This window comes from Mycetocola sp. Y719 (assembly GCF_056713205.1).
In genome coordinates this window covers 514,645-533,420 of sequence record NZ_JBWYGY010000001.1, presented here as the reverse complement: position 1 = coordinate 533,420, position 18,776 = coordinate 514,645, and the positions used below count along the sequence as shown (strand labels likewise).

The 18,776-nt window shown below is 65.2% G+C and carries 15 protein-coding genes; 8 read left to right on the top strand and 7 right to left on the bottom strand.

Annotated elements, in window-relative coordinates; all coding sequences use genetic code 11:
- Positions 1–27: 27 nt before the first annotated feature.
- Positions 28–1,452 carry a type I glutamate--ammonia ligase gene (gene glnA / locus AC1M0F_RS02375; protein WP_480236600.1) on the bottom strand — a complete coding sequence of 475 codons (1,425 nt, stop codon included), beginning with the start codon at positions 1,450–1,452 and terminating at the stop codon, positions 28–30.
- A gap of 139 nt (positions 1,453–1,591) precedes the next feature.
- Here glnA and AC1M0F_RS02370 point away from each other — a divergent pair, with 139 nt between their 5' ends.
- Complete coding sequence (locus tag AC1M0F_RS02370; RefSeq protein WP_480236599.1) at positions 1,592–2,035, top strand: RDD family protein; 444 nt, start codon at positions 1,592–1,594, stop codon at positions 2,033–2,035.
- Between the two features lie 81 nt (positions 2,036–2,116).
- On the opposite strand, the gene AC1M0F_RS02365 is transcribed toward AC1M0F_RS02370, so the two are convergent.
- On the bottom strand, positions 2,117–2,827 hold the full coding sequence (locus AC1M0F_RS02365) for a DUF4191 domain-containing protein (RefSeq protein WP_480236598.1): 711 nt from the start codon (positions 2,825–2,827) through the stop codon (positions 2,117–2,119).
- A 155-nt stretch (positions 2,828–2,982) separates the two neighbouring features.
- Here AC1M0F_RS02365 and AC1M0F_RS02360 point away from each other — a divergent pair, with 155 nt between their 5' ends.
- Positions 2,983–4,434: a serine/threonine-protein kinase gene (locus tag AC1M0F_RS02360; RefSeq protein WP_480236597.1), complete on the top strand. Its 1,452-nt coding sequence runs from the start codon at positions 2,983–2,985 to the stop codon at positions 4,432–4,434.
- Here the strand turns inward: AC1M0F_RS02360 and sucB are convergent.
- The 3 genes from sucB to AC1M0F_RS02345 form a co-directional block, all read right to left on the bottom strand.
- On the bottom strand, positions 4,431–5,897 hold the full coding sequence (gene sucB / locus AC1M0F_RS02355) for a 2-oxoglutarate dehydrogenase, E2 component, dihydrolipoamide succinyltransferase (protein WP_480236596.1): 1,467 nt from the start codon (positions 5,895–5,897) through the stop codon (positions 4,431–4,433). The genes AC1M0F_RS02360 and sucB overlap by 4 nt on opposite strands.
- A 69-nt stretch (positions 5,898–5,966) precedes the next feature.
- A complete protein-coding gene (lpdA, locus tag AC1M0F_RS02350) occupies positions 5,967–7,340 on the bottom strand; it encodes a dihydrolipoyl dehydrogenase (RefSeq protein WP_480236595.1) in 1,374 nt (457 codons plus the stop codon).
- Positions 7,341–7,435: 95 nt separating this feature from the next.
- A complete protein-coding gene (locus AC1M0F_RS02345; protein WP_480236594.1) occupies positions 7,436–8,938 on the bottom strand; it encodes a leucyl aminopeptidase in 1,503 nt (500 codons plus the stop codon).
- Positions 8,939–9,040: 102 nt separating this feature from the next.
- Between AC1M0F_RS02345 and AC1M0F_RS02340 the strand changes: the two genes are divergently transcribed.
- The 5 genes from AC1M0F_RS02340 to AC1M0F_RS02320 all read left to right on the top strand — a co-directional run bounded on the left by AC1M0F_RS02340 (position 9,041) and on the right by AC1M0F_RS02320 (position 14,895).
- Positions 9,041–9,979, top strand: coding sequence for a proteasome assembly chaperone family protein (locus tag AC1M0F_RS02340; protein WP_480236593.1), 939 nt, complete (start codon positions 9,041–9,043; stop codon positions 9,977–9,979).
- Between the two features lie 22 nt (positions 9,980–10,001).
- Entirely contained in the window at positions 10,002–11,321 is a 1,320-nt protein-coding gene (locus tag AC1M0F_RS02335; RefSeq protein WP_480236592.1) for an MFS transporter, read from the top strand.
- 217 nt (positions 11,322–11,538) lie between these two features.
- Positions 11,539–12,888, top strand: coding sequence for an RNA polymerase sigma factor (locus AC1M0F_RS02330; RefSeq protein ID WP_480236591.1), 1,350 nt, complete (start codon positions 11,539–11,541; stop codon positions 12,886–12,888).
- Complete coding sequence (locus AC1M0F_RS02325; protein WP_480236590.1) at positions 12,881–14,176, top strand: Mur ligase family protein; 1,296 nt, start codon at positions 12,881–12,883, stop codon at positions 14,174–14,176. The genes AC1M0F_RS02330 and AC1M0F_RS02325 overlap by 8 nt, the downstream gene beginning before the upstream one ends.
- The gene (locus AC1M0F_RS02320; protein ID WP_480236589.1) at positions 14,173–14,895 is read left to right on the top strand and encodes a type 1 glutamine amidotransferase; all 723 of its coding nucleotides are present in this window, start codon (positions 14,173–14,175) and stop codon (positions 14,893–14,895) included. The genes AC1M0F_RS02325 and AC1M0F_RS02320 overlap by 4 nt, the downstream gene beginning before the upstream one ends.
- Positions 14,896–14,899: 4 nt before the next feature.
- Here the strand turns inward: AC1M0F_RS02320 and AC1M0F_RS02315 are convergent, their stop codons facing one another.
- The gene (locus AC1M0F_RS02315; RefSeq protein WP_480236588.1) at positions 14,900–15,982 is read right to left on the bottom strand and encodes a DNA polymerase IV; all 1,083 of its coding nucleotides are present in this window, start codon (positions 15,980–15,982) and stop codon (positions 14,900–14,902) included.
- Positions 15,983–16,082: 100 nt separating this feature from the next.
- Complete coding sequence (locus AC1M0F_RS02310) at positions 16,083–16,328, bottom strand: DUF7455 domain-containing protein (RefSeq protein ID WP_480236587.1); 246 nt, start codon at positions 16,326–16,328, stop codon at positions 16,083–16,085.
- A gap of 163 nt (positions 16,329–16,491) precedes the next feature.
- On the opposite strand from AC1M0F_RS02310, the gene AC1M0F_RS02305 reads away from it, so the two are divergent.
- Positions 16,492–18,582, top strand: coding sequence for a DNA gyrase/topoisomerase IV subunit B (locus AC1M0F_RS02305; RefSeq protein ID WP_480237348.1), 2,091 nt, complete (start codon positions 16,492–16,494; stop codon positions 18,580–18,582).
- Positions 18,583–18,776: the final 194 nt, after the last annotated feature.

The following is an 18,776-nucleotide window of genomic DNA, read 5'->3' as shown; positions in this document are numbered from 1 at the left end:
ATTCCCCGGTCAGATGGATTCTCGTGATCAGACGCCGTAGTACAGCTCGAACTCGAACGGGTGCGGACGCTGAGCCAGAGGCTTGATCTCGTGCTCGCGCTTGAAGTCGATCCAGGTCTCGATCAGCTCACGCGTGAACACGTTGCCCTGCAGCAGGAACTCGTGGTCGGCCTCGAGCGCCTGGAGGGCACCCTCGAGCGACGACGGAACCTGGGGGATGCTCTTGGCTTCCTCGGGGGGAAGCTCGTAGAGGTCCTTGTCGACAGGCTCGTGCGGCTCGATGCGGTTCTTGATTCCGTCGAGGCCGGCCATGAGCTGGGCGGCGAAGGCCAGGTACGGGTTGCCCGATGCGTCAGGCGCGCGGAACTCGATGCGCTTGGCCTTCGGGTTCGTGCCCGTGATCGGGATTCGGATCGACGCCGAACGGTTGCCCGCCGAGTAGACCAGGTTCACCGGAGCTTCGAAGCCGGGGACGAGACGGTGGTAGCTGTTGACGGTCGGGTTCGTGAACGCGAGCACAGCCGGGGCGTGCTTGAGCAGTCCACCGATGTACCAGCGCGCGACGTCGGAAAGTCCGCCGTAACCGGCCTCGTCGTAGAACAACGGTGTGCTGCCGTTCCAGAGCGACTGGTGCGTGTGCATGCCCGAACCGTTGTCGCCGAACAGCGGCTTCGGCATGAACGTCGCCGTCTTGCCCCACTGGTGCGCCGTGTTCTTGACGATGTACTTGAACTTGAGGATGTCGTCAGCGGAGTGCACCATCGTGTCGAAGCGGTAGTTGATCTCACCCTGGCCGGCGGTGCCGACCTCATGGTGGCTGCGCTCGAGGATCAGGCCGGCGTCGATGAGCTTGAGGCAGATGTCGTCGCGGAGGTCGGCGTGCTGGTCGACAGGGCTGACCGGGAAGTAGCCGCCCTTGTATGGCGTCTTGTTGGCGAGGTTTCCGCCTTCTTCTTCCTTGCCAGAGTTCCAGGCGCCCTCGCTGGAGTCGACGGAATACGAGCTCGAGTGCTGGTTGATCTCGTAACGGACGTCGTCGAAGATGTAGAACTCGGCCTCTGGAGCGAAGTAGGCGGTGTCGGCGATGCCGGTGGAGGCGAGGTACTTCTCAGCCTTCTTGGCGACCTGACGCGGGTCCTTCGCGTAGATCTCGCCATTACGCGGGTTGTAGATGTCGAAGAGGATGATGAGGGTGCGCTCGACGCGGAACGGGTCGAGGTAAGCCGTGGTGACATCCGGAATCAGCTGCATGTCCGACTCATGAATGTTGGCGAAGCCCCGGATCGACGAGCCGTCGAACAGCTGGCCGACGGTGAAGAATTCTTCGTCGACGGTCGCTGCCGGGATGTTGAAGTGCTGCTGTACACCGGGCAGATCGGTGAATCGGATGTCGACGAACTTGACGTCGGTGTCCTTGATGAACTTAAGCACCTCGGATGAATCGCTGAACATATGGATAGCTCCAAAAGGGTTGGTACCGAGAGAAGGATGCGACATGCAACCTCTAGAGAGGGTATTGACAGGGGATTACCCCGCGGTCACACCCATGTTTCTGGCATGTTACACGTGTTGCTCCGCGTAAGATTTGAGTGTGACGAGCGAACCGAAGCCCAACCCCCGTTTCGGCGACCTCGCGCCCAGCCGATACCCGGGGGAACGCCTCGGCCTCCCGGAGCACGGACCTCGCAGTGTCGGCCGGGCCGGGCGCCGTATTGCCGCTCTCGCCATCGACTGGGCGTCAGCCCTGCTCATCGTGGCGACGTTCTTCCCCAGCGCGAACACCGTCGGCAACGGCTGGGCGAACCTGTTCGTCTTCGCTGTGCTGCAGATCCTCTTTCTCATCACCACGGGAGCGAGCGTCGGCCACCGCATCCTGGGCATGAGGGTCGTACCGCTCACAGGAGGGTACGTCGGCCTCTGGCGACCCGCCGTCAGGACTCTGCTCCTCGTCCTCATCCTGCCCGCCCTGATCTGGGACTCGGACCAGCGCGGGTTCCACGACAAGGTCGCAGGAACGGTACTCGTCAGGGCATGAGCTCAGCGGTATCCGTCTCAGTGAAAACGGAAAATCCGCCTGGACAGTGTCGTCCAGGCGGGTTTTCTGTGTCGTGGAGTGCTATCGCGCGCGCTGGGGGCGGACCTTGAACGGGTCGACACCCTTCGGTATCGGCAGGGACCCGGCACTGAGCGACGCCAGCCGGTTCACGACCGCGAGCACCTCGGGCTTGGTCAGCGTGTTCTTGACCTTGCGGAACGACTTGGTCAACTTGTACAGGGGCACCGAGTCTTCGTCTGGTCCGACGAAGAAGACGGTGACGGGCACGTTGGGGACGACACGGTTGATCTTGCGCTTCTCGTCTTCGACGAGGCGACTCGAGCGGGAGCGTGGCCCCTCGCCGACGAGCACGACACCGCCGCGACCCACGGCACGGTATACAGCGTCCTGGGTCTTCGCATTGGCGTTGACAGGCATCTCGCTGCCCTGCCAGCCGCGGGGGAGCGAACTCCGGAAGACGGCGCCGACAGCTCCCGGTTGACCGGCGATCTGCCCATATGCGGCCCGTTCGGCCCTGCGCCCGAGGATGATCATGGCCACGAGGACACCGGCGAGAACACCCGCGATGATCCAGAGGACGAGACCGAAGACGTTGCCGCCAGAGAGGATCAGCGCCGCGGCGACACCGACGGCGATGGGACCGAGGAATCCGAGGAGCATCCACCACACGACGCTCTTGTCGTAGCGGCGGGTCATCTGGAAGACCTGCCCCATCTGCTTCAAACGGCCTGGTTCCTTCGCCGCCTTGACGGGTTTTTCTTTGCGTGCCATGTGAATAAGGATACCGGCAATGTGGATGCCCGTCGGCGCCTGTCGCCGACCAACGCGAGGGCTCCTGTCCCTCACAACTCCGCTACCCGAACGCGTGCCTCCACCACCGGATCACACCCTGACGGATGCCACCAGTCCCCGGCGATCATGGTCGGATGGCAGAACCGAAGAGACCGGCGGAACCGGGCGGGACGCGTCTCGCACCCGGTGTCGTACTCGGTGGGTACCGGCTCGTCCGCCGCCTGGGCAGTGACACGAGCGATTCCGTCTGGCTCGCCCACGCGGAGGCCCGCGACCTCGCCGTCGTCCTCACGATCTGCCGTGAGGACGAAGCCGCCATGCGTCGCGTTGAGTCGCATACCCGTGTTCGTTCGCCGCACGTCCTGTCTCTCATCGACATCGCAACGATCTCGGATGGCCGGCTGCTCCTCGCGTGTGAACAGACGGACTGGTCACTCGCCACTCTTCTCGCCGCACGTTCTCGCCTCGCGGCCGGCGAAGCCGTGACCATCCTGGCGCCGATCACGGCAGGGCTCGCCGAGATCCACGCCGCCGGACTCGTCCACGGCGGTTTGACCGCCGCGTCGGTCTTCTTCGCGACGGACGGACGGCCGGTGATCGGCGGCTTCGACGGGCTCAGGAAAGTCGCCATCACGACGAACGAAGCGGACGGCAGCTCGTCGTCGACGCCCGGCATCCTCGCCGACTACCGGGCATTGTCCACTCTGATCCGGGCCATCGGTGAAGTGGTGGATGAACCGGCGAGGACGGGGTTCAGCGGGGTCGCCGAATGGCTCGACACCTCCATCGACGACGCGGGGGCAGATCGCTCACGAGCGAGCCAGCTCGAGTGCAGGATCTTCGCCGTGGCGCCCTCGTTGCCCGTCGTCCTGGTGGCCGACCGGCGCACCCAGCTGGTGGAACGGGACATACGGGAGGTCCGCCAGTCGGCGGTTCCGCCGCTGCGGGTCGCACTGTCGGCGCTGACCCGGGCGAAGCGACTCGCCGTCTCGCTGTCGGGTGCTGCCTTCCGCGGCCGGCTGGGGCGGGTCGTTCGCCGCAGGGGCCTTCCGATCGGTCTGGCAGTTCTGGTCGGTGCGCTGGTCGTCAGCGCAGGGCTGACGGCGATCCCCGGTGCCGCCGAAGGACGGCAGAAGGTTCCGACACAGAGCCGGAGTACGGCGCAGAGCCCGGCCATCTCGGCGCCTGCCGGGAGGCCGTCACCGGGTGGCGTGATCGCCGGTCTCGGTTTCTCGACAGAGGAAGCCACCGCTGTCGCCGGCGAGGATGCTGCAACGGCTGCCGCCGCATTGCTCGAGTTGCGGGGTCGCTGCGCCGTTCGCGCAGAGCCGTCCTGCGTCGGGTTGTTCGCCGAAGCCGGATCAGCCATCGACGATGCCGATCGGCACGCGTTCGGGAGCCGACGGGCGGGCGGGATACTGCTCGCCGAGCCCCAATCGCGCGAACGGGTCGAACTCGTCCAGGCTTACGGCGACGCCGTACTCACACGAGCCATTCCTGCAAACAGCGAACGCCAGCCGGTACTCGTCCTCGTGGTGAGGACGGACACCGGCTGGCGTCTGCGTGATCTGTTCGAACCGGACTAGATTCCGAGGTCTGCCTCGAAGTTGCCCTCTTCGAGGCGGTTCTTCACCGCGACGAGGAACCGTGAGGCATCCGCCCCGTCGACGATCCGGTGGTCGTAGGAGAGTGCCAGGTAGACCATGGAACGGATCGCGATCGCTTCCTGGCCTGCGGCCTTGACGACGGCTGCGCGCTTGGTGACGATGCCGGTGCCGAGAATGGCGACCTGGGGAAGGAACACGACGGGGGTGTCGAACAAGGCGCCGCGCGAACCAGTGTTGGTCAGCGTGAATGTGCCGCCGGCGAGCTCGTCGGGCTTGAGCTTGTTGTCGCGGGTTCGTTCGGCGAGATCTGCGATCTGCCCGGCAAGTTCGGCGAGGTTGAGGTCGCTGGCATTGCGGACCACAGGGGTGAGCAGGCCGCGCTCCGTGTCGACCGCGATGCTCATGTTCTCGTGGTCCGGGTAGACGATCGAGTCGCCATCGATCGTCGCGTTGATCACCGGGAAGGCCTTGAGGGCCTCAGCGGCGGCAAGCGCGAAGAACGGGAGGAACGACAGCTTCGAGCCGGTCTTCGACTGGAAGTCGGACTTCACCCTGTCGCGCAGCGTGGCGATGTTGGTGACATCCACTTCGACGACGCTGGTGAGCTGTGCCGAGGTCTGCATCGAGATGACGGCGCGCTCCGCGACGACCTTGCGGAGACGGGACATCGGCTGCGTGGTTCCACGGAGCGGGGACACCTCGAGCGGAGCGGCCTTCGCCGGCGCTCCGCTTGCGGATGTCGCCTGACCGGCCTGGAGGATGTCTTCCTTGCGGATACGTCCGCCGACACCGGTGCCGGTGATCGTGGAGAGGTCGACGCCCTGCTGATTGGCGAGACGACGGACCAGAGGAGTGACGTAGCCACTTCCGATGGCGTCCCCTGACGGGGCAGGAGGAGCAGCAGGGGCAGCCGGAGCAGGCGCAGCGGGAGCAGGCGCCGGAGCGGCAGGCGCTGCCGGTGCTGCCGGAGCGGCAGGTGCTGGTGCGGGTGCAGCAGGAGCCGGAGGCGCTGGAGCCTCAGCTGGAGCGGACTCGCCTTCGGCGGGCACTTCGGCTTCCTCGGGTACCTCGGTCGACGGTTCGACGGCAGGTGCCGCCTCTTCCTGTGCTTCGGCAGCGGGCTGCTCGTCTTCGGCAGGTGCCTCTTCGGCCGGTGCCTCTTCGGCCGGTGCCTCATTGGCGGGGGCGCTCTCGCCGGATGACGAACCGTCACCGATCTTCACGAGTGCCGTGCCGACCTCGACCGTCTCGTCTTCCTGCACGAGGATCTCTTCGATCACACCGGCGATGGGGGAAGGGATCTCGGTGTCGACCTTGTCGGTCGAAACCTCGAGCAACGGCTCGTCGACCTCGACCCGATCTCCAACGTTCTTCAGCCAGCGGGTGACCGTACCCTCGGTGACACTCTCACCGAGCGCCGGAAGGCTTACGGATTCTGCCATGACCTTGTCTCCTTTGAAACCAGTTCTTACGTATGTAGCTTAGTTTGATCGCACCCGGACGGGCGTGACCTACAGTGCGTGGAGCGGCTTGCCCGCCAGGTGGAGGAATGCCTCGCCCAGCGCTTCGCTCTGAGTCGGGTGCGCGTGGATCAGGGGAGCGAGGTCTTCGGGGTAGGCCTCCCAGTTCACAGCGAGCTGGCCTTCGGTGATGAGCTCGCCGACGCGGGCGCCGATCATGTGGACGCCGATGACGGGGCCGTCATTGACCCGGATGACCTTGACGTTCCCTGTCGTTCCGATGATCTCACTCTTTCCGTTGCCGGCGAGGTTGAACTCGTACGCGGTGATCTTGTCTGCGCCGTACTGCTCAGCGGCCTTCGCCTCGGTGAGGCCGACGGATGCGACCTCGGGGTCGCAGTAGGTGATCTTCGGGATGTTCACGTCTGGGATGAGGACCGGGTTGAGGCCGGCGATCTCCTCGACAGCGAAGATGCCCTGCTGGAATCCACGGTGAGCGAGCTGCAGGCCGGGAACGATGTCTCCGACGGCGTAGAGCCCCGGGATGTTCGTCTCGAGGCGATCGTTGGTGATGACGAACCCGCGATCGATGGTGACGCCGACTTCCTCGTAACCGAGGTTGGCGGTCGACGGGCCGCGGCCGACGGCGACGAGCAGGAGCTCGGCTTCGATGGTCTTGCCATCCTCGAGCGTGATGACCACGCCGTTCTCGTCCTGCGTGACTCCCTGGAACCGGACGCCGAGTGAGTAATTGATGCCGCGCTTGCGGAACGCGCGCTCGAGTCCCTTCGACATCGCCTCGTCCTCGTTCGGGACGAGGTGGGGGAGGGCCTCGATGATGGTGACGTCCGAGCCGAAGGACTTCCAGACGCTGGCGAACTCGACGCCGATCACGCCTCCGCCGAGCACGGCGACCTTCTGGGGAATGAAGTCGAGCTGGAGGGCCTGCTCGCTCGTGATGACGCGGCCGCCGATCTCGAGTCCGGGAAGCGAGCGGCTGTACGATCCGGTGGCGAGGATGACGTTCTTGCCGGTGACGGTCTGGTCTCCGACCTGGACGGTCGTGGGGGAGGTCAGTCGGCCTTCACCCTCGATGACCGTGATGCCGCGAGCCTTGATCAGGCCCTGGAGCCCCTTGTACTTCTTCGCGACGATTCCCTCGCGGTAGGCGGTGACGCCGGCGATGTCGATGCCTTCGAACGTGGTGTTCACGCCGTACTTCGACGACTCGCGCGAGACGTCAGCCACCTCGGCCGAGTGCAGGAGTGCTTTGGTCGGAATACAACCGCGGTGCAGGCAGGTGCCTCCGAGCTTGTCCTTCTCTACAAGTCCGACGGTGAAGCCAAGCTCGGACGCGCGCAATGCTGCCGCGTATCCGCCACTTCCACCACCGAGAACAACGATGTCAAAATTCTGCTCCGACACTGAGCTTCTCCCTCGTGCATCTGGGTTCGTGCTAAAGCCGCCGACACGGGTTCGAGCTGGCGACGGTTGGGGGCTGACTAGCCCATACGACCTTACTACGGGCGACCAATCTGTTCGGCCACCTTGACGAGCGTGCGAACGCCGACTGCGCTCGGACCGCCTGCGGTGAAACCGTACGGCGCATCGGGGTTGTTGGCGGGGCCGGCGATGTCGAGATGTGCCCAGGGGATCGCCTTCGCGTCATCCGCATCGCTCTGCTTCCCGATGAACTCACGGAGGAAGACGCCGGCCACGAGCATCCCGCCTGCCGTGTTCCCGACCTTGGCGTTGGCGAGGTCCGCGACGTCCGAACGCAGCAGGGCGCGTGTCTCCGCGGGGAACGGCATCGCCCACATCGGCTCACCCTGCGTCTTCGCCGCCGCGAGGACATCCGCAACAAGCTCATCGTCGCCCATCACCCCGGTGTACCGCTTGCCGAGTGCCACGACGGCCGCGCCTGTCAGGGTAGCGATGTCGATGATGGCGTCCGGATGCTCTTCGCTGGCGGCGACGAGGCCGTCGGCCATGACGAGGCGACCTTCAGCATCAGTGTTCGTAACCTCTACCGTGCGGCCACCCTTCATCCGGAGGACGTCGTTCGGGCGGATTGCCGTTCCCGACGGCATGTTCTCGGCGATGCACAGCCAGGCGGTGAGCCTCACCGGCAGGTTCAGCCGGGCGGCGGCGACGATGACGCCCAGTGCGGAGGCCGCGCCAGCCATGTCGTATTTCATGCCGACCATCGAGGCCGGTGGTTTCAGCGAGAGGCCGCCGGTGTCGAAGGTGATGCCCTTTCCGACGAGGGCGAGGTGTTTCGCCGCTCCGGCAGGGGTGTAGGACAGTTTGACGAGGCGGGGGCCGCGGCTCGACCCCTGGCCGACACCGAGGATGCCGCCGAATCCATCAGCGGCGAGAGCATTCTCGTCCCACATCGTCACCTCGACGGGAAGGTCTGCGACGGCGTCTGCGGCCGCCTGGGCCAGCGTTTCCGGGTACAGGTCGCCCGGGGGAGTGTTGACGAGATCCTTGACCTGGGCGATCGCCTCGGCGAGGATCCCGGCGCGCTCGACGGCGCCGTCGAATGCCGGGGCGTCGAACTGACCATCGAGGTGGACGGTGACAGAAGCCACCCCCTCCTTTACGGAGTCGAGCGAGGTGTTGCGGTAGGAGGTGAAGCTGTAGCCTCCGAGGGCTGCTCCCTCGAGAATGGCCTCGACCTCTGCTGCGGAAGCCGTCGGGAAGGCGAAAGCGACGGTTCCTGCGCCGGCGAGCTGGCGGACGGCGGAGCCTGCAGCATTCCGCAGGCTGTCAAGTCCGGCATCCGAACCGAGACCGATGATCGCGATACTCCCTGCCGCCCCCACAGACGCGGGGATCCGCACCAGTTGGTCGGCCGAACCCGAGACACCGATGGCGTCGAAGACGTCGCCGAGCGATGAGAAACCGGGCGCGGCGTGAAGGGTGGCCGATGAGCCTGAGCTCAGTGAGCCGACGACGAGGACGTCGGCGGTCGAGTCGGTCGGGGCAGAGGAGGACACGGAAAGTTCGGGGACAGACATGCCCCTCATGCTAGACGCTGGGTCGGATGGAACCCCCGCCGTGTTCGCTGAGCGCGTTCCCCGCGCCCCTCCCCGTTTCGCGACGCCGATTAGAGTGGACGCATGAGTATTCCCGCCGAACTTTACGAGCTGACGGCTGCGGCATCCGACGTACCGGACGGGCTCGACCTCGTCGTTTCGCTCACCGGTTTCTCTGACGCTGGCGGGGCGGCGGGGCAGTTCAACGAGTACTCGCGCGGCTCGGTCGAGAGTGAGCCTGTCGCGGTCTTCGACAACGATCTGCTGCTCGACTACCGTGCTCGTCGGCCCATCATCTACTTCGACCAGGACCACCTCACCGAGTACACGCCCCCTCAGCTCGTGGTGTCGCTGGCGTACGACGACCTGCACCACCCGTTCCTTCTGCTCACCGGGTACGAGCCCGATTTCCTCTGGGAACGGTTCGTCCGCGACGTGATCGAGCTGATCGACCGGTTCCGGGTTGCCAGGACGACATGGGTGCACGCCATCCCCATGCCTGTACCTCACACGCGGCCCATCGGGGTCACGGTGAGCGGAACACGCGAAGAGCTGATCGAATCGATGAGCGTCTGGCGCCCGCACACCCAGGTGCCGTCGAACGTCCTCCACCTGCTCGAGTACCGCCTCGCCGAACGTGGTTCAGGTGTCGCCGGGTTCGCCCTTCTCATCCCGCACTACCTGGCCGACACCGAATACCCCACGGCCGCTCTGGCCGCGATCGACAGCATCAGCGCGGCGACCGGTCTGATCCTGCCCACTGACGAGCTCCGTGAAGAGGGTCGCGAGTTCGTGTCGCGCATCGACGAGCAGGTCGGCGGGAACGACGAACTCAAGAGGCTGGTCGGCACGCTCGAGGAACGGTACGACACGTACATGGAGGGCAGCGCGTTGAAATCCCCTCTCATGGACTCAGACGGCACCCTGCCGTCCGCCGACGAGATCGCCGCAGAGCTCGAAAAGTTCCTCGCCGGACGCAAGGGACCGGATGAACGGCGGTCGCCAGGCGGGCTGCCCGACTGATCGGCTGCCCTAGGCTGACAGGGTGAATTCCGCGAAATCCTGGCTCGTCTTCTGGATCGGGGTCTTCGCCTACATCGCAGCGGTGATGCAGCGGTCCACCCTGGGAGTCGCCGGTGTTTCGGCCGTCGAGCGTTTCGACGCCTCCGCTTCGGCCTTCTCTACGCTCGCTGTCGTCCAGCTCGTCGTCTACGCCGTGCTGCAGGTACCGATCGGCGTCCTCATCGACCGGCTCGGCCCTCGGGTGCTCATCGCCGCAGGTCTGAGCTTCCTCGTCGTCGGCCAGGTCGTCGTCGCTTTCGCTCCGTCCATCTCGGTCGCCGTGGTCGGCCGCATCCTGGTCGGCGCCGGCGACGCCGCCATCTTCGTCTCAGTGATGCGCCTCGTCAGTTCCTGGTTCTCCGGCCGGATCGTTCCCCAGCTGTCGCAGTGGATGGGAAACCTGGGGCAGGTGGGTCAGATTCTCTCGGCCATCCCGTTCGCCCTGCTCCTGCACACTGCCGGTTGGACGCAGGCTTTCCTCGCTGCGGCGTCCCTCGTCGCTCTCGCCCTCGTGCTCAGCCTCGCGGTGATCAGGGACCGCCCGGCGGACTCGACGGAAGCTCACCGGGTGTCGAGTCTCCGGGAGGCGCTCAGCCAGCTAGCCTTGAGCTTCAAGCGACCGGGGACGCAACTCGGTTTCTGGGCCCACTGGGTGACGCAGTCCTCTGGAACGGTATTCGCCCTTCTGTGGGGGTACCCCTTCATGGTCTACGGCCTGGGTCTCTCGGAGCAGATGGCCGCGTCCATGCTGCTCGTGATCGTCGCATCAGGAGTCGTGATCGGACCGGTGCTCGGTCTCCTCTCAGCGCGCTATCCCTATCGAAGAAGCAACCTCGTGCTCGGGATCGTCCTCGCCATCGGCGCTGCGTGGACCACCCTCCTGCTCTGGCCTGACACTCCTCCGCTCTGGGTCCTGATCCTCCTCCTCGTCGTCCTCGGCGCAGGGGGACCCGGCTCACTCATCGGCTTCGACTTCGCCCGCACCTTCAACCCGGTCCGGGTCCTCGGTTCGGCCAACGGCGTCGTCAACGTCGGCGGCTTCACCGCGAGTTTCGTGATGATGTTCCTCATCGGTCTCGTGCTCGACTCGCTTGCAGGGCCAGGAGCGCCGGCAGCGGTTCTGTACAGCCTCGATTCGTTCCGTCTCGCCTTCCTCGTCCAGTACCTCGTCATCGGATTCGGAGTGGTCATGCTGATGATCGCGAGGCGGCGAACCAGGCGGAGGATCGTGGAGGATGAGGGAATACAGGTGGGGCCTTTGTGGGTTGCAGCTATGGAAGCCTTCCGTCGCCGTCACCCGTAGCAGGCCGCGACCCGTCGAGCGGCGCGGGTTGGCTCATCCTCACAGCAAAGCGTGACATAATGTTGTCTAAGGACCCGTTCAAGTCCGTGCTTCCCGCGTCTGCCGACGCGTGGACAGCGCATAGGGCTTGACATGGGTCTTAGTAATGTCCGAAAACAATCTGGGCCCAGAAGTGCTCGTCCGTGACAACGGCGCTCCGGGACTGAAAGGTGCTCCTATGGCCACCAAGGCCGCACAAACTTCGGCAACGGAAGAAAAGAAGACGGCAACGAAGGCCGCAGCAGACACGACCACCGCGGAGGAGACCCCCGCGAAGACGAAGGCACCCGTGAAGAAGGCGCCAGCAAAAACCGCAACGAAAGCGCCGACGAAGGCCGCAGTCAAGAAGGCGGAAGACGCCGCGAAGGCCGACGCCCCTGTCGCGAAGGCCCCGGCCAAGGCTGCCGCAGCGAAGCGCGGTCCGGCGAAGAAAAAGGCAGACGAGCACGACGAAGAAGTGCACGTCGACCCGGCCGACGCTGAGAGCGACGAAGCCGAAGAGGCTCGTAAGAAGAAGGCGGCAGAAGCCGAGGCTCTCCCTCAGGGAGCTCTCGTCCTGTCGGTCGTCGACGACGAGGACGAGGTCCCCGTCTACTCCTCGGCCATCACCGGCGCAACCGCCGACCCGGTCAAGGACTACCTCAAGCAGATCGGCAAGGTCGCCCTCCTCAACGCAGCAGAAGAGGTCGAGCTCGCCATGCGGATCGAAGCGGGCCTCTTCGCCGAGGACAAGCTCTCGCAGATGGACGATACCGAGAAGCGCACGCAGCTCGGCCGTGAACTGCAGTGGGTCGCCAAGGACGGTGCCAGGGCGAAGAGCCACCTGCTCGGCGCCAACCTCCGCCTCGTCGTCTCCCTCGCGAAGCGCTACACCGGCCGCGGCATGCAGTTCCTGGACCTCATCCAGGAGGGCAACCTCGGTCTGATCCGCGCCGTGGAGAAGTTCGACTACACCAAGGGCTTCAAATTCTCGACCTACGCCACCTGGTGGATCCGCCAGGCGATCACGCGCGCCATGGCCGACCAGGCCCGCACCATCCGTATCCCGGTGCACATGGTCGAGGTCATCAACAAGCTCGCCCGTGTCCAGCGTCAGATGCTGCAGGACCTGGGCCGCGAGCCCACGCCTGAGGAGCTCAGCCGCGAACTCGACATGACGCCTGAAAAGGTCATCGAGGTCCAGAAGTACGGGCGCGAGCCGATTTCGCTTCACACCCCGCTGGGTGAAGACGGTGACAGCGAGTTCGGTGACCTCATCGAGGACACCGAAGCTGTCGTGCCGGCCGACGCGGTGGGCTTCACCATGCTGCAGAAGCAGTTGGAGAGCCTGCTCGATTCGCTGAGCGAGCGTGAGGCGGGTGTGATCCGCATGCGCTTCGGGCTCGGCGACGGAATGCCGAAGACACTCGACCAGATCGGTGACACGTTCGGCGTGACGCGTGAGCGAATCCGCCAGATCGAGTCCAAGACGATGGCCAAGCTGCGCCACCCGTCCCGGTCGCAGTCGCTCAGGGACTACCTTGAGTAAACCGACCGGCCTGCACTACGTACTTCCCATCCTCGCCGGGCGCCTGACACGTTTCGTCACGCGCCTGCGCGGCGGAGGAAGCGCGATGCCCGGTGTCGTGGTGCAGAAGCTCGCACCGAACGTGATGAGGGATGTCGCATCGCAGCTCCCGTACGGCGTGGTCTTCGTGCTCGGCTCGAACGGCAAGTCGACGACGACCAACCTGCTTTCGGCGATCATGCGGGAGCACGGTCTCAAGGTCTTCACGAACCCGTCAGGGGCGAACATGCCGCAGGGCATCGCATCCGCCCTGCTGGCCGAGACGTCGCTGACCGGCAGGATCAAGGCGGACATCGCCATCCTCGAGATCGATGAGGGCTATGGCGCCGTCATCGCGAAGAAGCTGAAGCCGCAGACCGCAGTGATCCTCAACCTCCTCGTCGACCAGATCTATCGGTTCGGCGAACCGGACAAGGTCGCGGCGATGTTCCGCGGGATCGCCGCCGAGATCGGGACGTCCATCGTCCTGAACCGCGACGACAACTTCCTCAGCACCCTCGGCAGCGAACTCGAAGCCGAAGGCCACCTCGCGGTCGAGTACTTCGGTGTCACGCCCGACGTCCAGGCCTCAGCGCCCCACGGTCAGGTCTCGGCACGCGACTTCTCCGGCGCGACAGCCGCCGAATCACGGCACGCCGTCGCGGAGGTCGTCCACGCCGACGGCTATGACGCGAAGATCCGCTTCGGTGAGACCGTCCACGACGTCCGGATGCCGTCGCGCGGCATCCACTACGCCGTCGACATCGCTGCGGCGTTCACGCTTGCTGCTCGCAATCTCGGCGAGAAGTTCGACGTCGCGAAGGCCGTTGCCGCCGTTCAGAACACCAAGACGGTCTACGGCCGTGGTGAGATCCTGACGGTGAACGGTGTCGAGATCGAAATCCTCATGCTGAAGAACCTGGCCAGCCTGCAGCTCAACCTCGACTACCTGCAGGGAACACCGGACTCGGTGCTCTTCGCCTACGACGAGTCGAGCAAGGACCCGTCGTGGCTCTACGCCGCAGACCTCAGCCGGCTCGACCACGTCGACGTCATCTCGGGTCCGAAGGGTGCGTTCGTTGCGCTTCGACTGGCATACGAGGGCAAGGACTTCGGCGTCATCGAACCTGACATCACCAGGGCGGTTCAGCGGATGCTGGACGGTCCGCCTCCTGCAAGCGGTCGCCACACATTCTTCCTGGACTACGACCAGATGATGGCCACCCGCCGGTATCTCGGCTACAAGGATCTGGAAGCGGGTGCCGCGTGAGTATCAGCGTTCTCGAACTGTACCCGGCCGACCTGTCACTCAACGGCGACGTCGGCAACCGCACGGCGCTCGTCCGGCGGATGCGACTGGCCGGCCTCGAGGTCGACGAGCTCAGCTACTCGGTCGGCGACGAGCTTCCCTCGTCTGTGGACATCGTCCTGATCGGCACAGGAACGTCAAGTGCGGTCCGGTCGATCGCATCGGACGTCGAGCGGATCGCTCCGACGCTGCGTGAGTGGTCGGAGGCCGGAGTGGTCATCGTCGCGGTCGGAGCGGGTTTCCACCTGCTTTCCGCCTCGATCAGGCTCAGCCCGACCGAGGTGATCCCCGGCGCAGGTGTATTCGGCGGTTCCGTCGACAACAGCGCACGCAGGATCATCACAGAGGCGTTCGCCATCGAGAGCGACTTCGGTCTGCTCATCGGCACGGAGAACCACACCTCGGTCTACACGGGCCGCCCGGACCAGAAGTCGCTGGGCCGCGTGCGCAACGGTCACGGCAACGGTGACGGCACCGACGGCGCCGTGGTGAAGAACAGCCTCGGCACGCACTGCCACGGGCCGTTCCTCGTTCTCAACCCGGCGATGGCTGACCACCTGATCCGACTCGCCGCCCAGCGTGCCGGTGTCGACTACCGGCCAGGGCCTGAGCACGCAGACCTCGACGAGGTCGTCGATCTGGCCCGTTCAATCCTTCTCGCCAAGGTGCCGACCGCCTGACCCGTCACCAGCCGCTCCGCGTCGGCGTGTGGCCGTCCCGCGCGTCTGCGGGCATTGTCATTTCGGCGCGGAAACCGAGGAGCCGGATCGGACGGTCCTTTTCCATCCGGTCGACAAGGTCCATGGCGCGCGCCAGCACGACGTCACGATCGGCGGTCTCCGGGATCTTCTTCGTGAAGACCTTGGTGCTGAACGGCGCGTAGCGCACCTTGAGGGTGATGCCGATAACCGGGCGCGCCTCCGCCTGGACGTCCTGCAGCACGCGATCGACCAGTTCACCGACCGCCGCATCCACCTCAGCGGATGTCGTGAGGTCCCGCTGGTACGTCGTCTCCCGGCTGTGACCACGAGCCACCCATGGCGTGTCGTCGACCTCCCGCTCTCCTTCGCCCCTGGCGAGCTGGCCGTACCACGGACCCATCTTCGGACCGAACTCCGATGCCAGAATCTCTTGATCCGCTGCGGCGAGCTCGGAGACAGTGGTGATGCCGTGCCCGGTGAGGCGACGGGAGACTTTCGACCCGACGCCCCACAGGTCGATCGTCGGGCGGTCGCCCATCACCTCGAGCCAGTTCTCGGCGGTCAGCCTGAAGACACCGCGCGGTTTGCCGAACCCGGTTGCGACCTTCGCGCGCACCAGCGTGTCCCCGATTCCCACGCTGCAGTGCAGGCGGGTCCGCTCGAGCACCGCTCGCTGCAGGTCACGGGCATACGACTCGGGCCCCTCCGTGTCGATCCCGACGAAGGCTTCGTCCCAGCCGAGGACCTGGACGATGGCTCCCGGCTGGTCTCTGAGCGTCGTCATGACCTCGTGCGATGCCGCGAGGTAGGTCTCGGCATCCACGGGGAGAATGACGGCATCCGGCACCTTGCGAGCGGCGGCGATCCGCAACGGCATCCCCGAGCCCACACCGAATGCACGGGCCTCATACGACGCGGTCGAGACGACGGCACGCTCGGTGGGGTCGCCGCGGCCGCCGACGATCAGCGGTTTGCCGGCGAGTTCTGGATGCCGCAACACTTCGACGGCCGCGATGAACTGGTCGAGATCGACATGCAGCACCCACGGATTGTTCCCGGAATTCACGCGACCAGTCTGGCCTCCGCATTCTGGTTTGCAAAGGTCTCCAGACAAACGGAAGCCGCCGCCCTGATGCGGGCGGCGGCTGAGCGTTCGAAAGCAGGGATCAGACGCGCTGGTCGTTGAGGAGCCTCGAGGACTCGTCGTGCCAGCTGTGCGCGATCGCTGACAGCTTCTCCTGGTACTTCTTTCCATGGTGTGCGCAGAACAGCAGTTCTCCACTGTTCACGACCACCCGGATGTAAGCCTGTGCTCCACAGCTGTCGCAGCGGTCTGCGGCGGTCAGCTGTGGCTCAAGCGTGTCGACGCTGCCGGTTTCGACTCGACCGGTACCGCGTTCTCCTGATGACATGAGCTCCTCCTGACCTTGGCGTGCGAGCATGTGTTGTCCACTAATGAAACCACGCGTGGCTGGATATCTTCCTATCGGGTCTGCTATTTCGCTGTGCGCGTACGGCTGAGCGGTGAAATCGTGTCACTTCCGGGTGATGCCGGCATGGTCGGTAGGCTTGAACATTGTGAGTTCCGACTATTCCGCCCGCCATCTCTCCGTCCTCGAGGGTCTGGAAGCAGTCCGCAAACGTCCGGGAATGTACATCGGATCCACCGACTCCCGCGGACTCATGCACTGCCTCTGGGAGATCATCGACAACTCGGTCGACGAGGCCCTCGGCGGCCACGGCGACCACATCAACGTGGTCCTCCACGAAGACGGAAGCGTCGAAGTGCGCGACCGCGCACGCGGCATCCCCGTCGACATCGAGCCGAAGACCGGATTGAGCGGTGTCGAGGTCGTCTTCACCAAGCTCCACGCGGGTGGAAAGTTCGGTTCCGGCTCCTACGCGGCATCCGGTGGTCTGCATGGTGTCGGGGCATCCGTCGTCAACGCGTTGAGTGAACGACTCGACGTCGAGGTCGACCGCGACGGCAAGACCTGGGCGATGTCGTTTCACCGCGGTGAGCCCGGTATCTTCACTGACTCAGGGGACCCGAGCCCTGACGCTCCGTTCACACCTTTCGAGTTCGGCAGCGAACTGCGCGTCGTCGGCAAGGTCAAGAAGGGTGTCACCGGCTCCAGGGTCCGCTACTGGGCCGACAGACAGATCTTCACCAAGGGCGCGACCTTCCAGATGGACGACCTCATCGGTCGAGCCAGGCAGACCGCGTTCCTCATCCCCGGCCTCGGCCTCACCATCGAGGACAAGCGACAGGGAGAGGCCGGCGACGGCGACACCCACCTGTTCCAGTACGAGGGCGGGATCTCGGAGTTCGTCGAGCATCTTGCGACAGACACGGCAGTCACCGACATCTGGAGGCTTTCGGGGAGCGGCACCTTCACCGAGACCGTGCCCGTGCTCAGCGAAACGGGCGCCATGCTCCCCACCGAACTCGAGCGCACCTGCGAGGTCGACATCGCCCTTCGCTGGGGGACCGGGTACGACACCGTCGCCAAGAGCTTCGTGAACATCATCGCCACCCCGAAGGGCGGCTCCCACCAGCTCGGCTTCGAGCAGGGTCTGCTCAAGTTCCTCCGCCAGCAGGTGGAGCAGAACGCCCGCCGGCTCAAGGTGGGCTCGGACAAGCTCGACAAGGACGACGTGCTCGCCGGTCTCACCGCCGTGCTCACCGTTCGGCTGCCCGAACCGCAGTTCGAGGGCCAGACCAAGGAGGTCCTCGGAACTCCCGCCGCGCGTGCCATCGTGGCGAACGTCGTGGCCACCGCTCTGAAGGAGCGCTTCGCGTCGACCAAGCGCGATGACAAGGCGCAGACCGCGCTCGTGCTCGACAAGATCGTCTCCGAGATGAAGTCCCGCATCTCCGCGCGAGCGCACAAGGAGACACAGCGTCGCAAGAACGCGCTGGAGAGCTCGTCGCTCCCCGCCAAGCTCGTCGACTGCCGCAGCAACGACGTCGCCAACAGTGAGCTGATGATCGTCGAGGGTGACTCTGCGCTGGGCACAGCGAAGAACGCCAGGGACAGCGAATTCCAGGCCCTCCTTCCGATCCGGGGCAAGATCCTCAACGTGCAGAAGGCATCCGTCTCGGACATGCTCTCCAACGCCGAATGCGCCGCGATCATCCAGGTCATCGGTGCAGGGTCGGGGCGGAGCTTCGACCTGTCTGCGGCCCGCTACGGCAAGGTGATCATCATGAGTGACGCCGACGTCGACGGTGCGCACATCCGTACCCTCCTGCTCACTCTGTTCTTCCGGTACATGCGCCCGATGATCACAGAGGGTCGAGTGTTCGCGGCCGTGCCCCCGCTGCACCGGGTCATCGTCATGAACTCCGGGTCGAAGCCGAACGAGACGATCTACACCTATTCGGAGCAGGAACTCCACACCCTTCTCGCGAAGCTGAAGAAGTCGGGGCGGCGGTACAAGGAACCGATCCAGCGTTACAAGGGACTCGGTGAGATGGATGCCGACCAGCTCGCGACCACGACGATGGACCGCAGGCACCGCACCCTCAGGCGCGTGCAGGTGGGCGATGCCGAGCAGGCTGCCCACGTGTTCGAGTTGTTGATGGGCAATGACGTGGCGCCGCGCAAGGAGTTCATCGTCGACAGCTCAGACCGCCTGAACCGGGACCGCATCGACGCGTGACGTCCGGGCTGCGGCACATGAACGGTCGCCGAGGGTCTCCGCCGTTCATCCGTCGCAAACGGCGCTCAAACGACTGAAACCCGACCGCCGCGACGGATGAAGCGCGCCCCGGTTGTGTCCGCGGTTCGGCGCAAATGGCGCGTATGGCACACGGATTCGCGCCGATTGTGACACATGAACGTCGTCCTCCGATG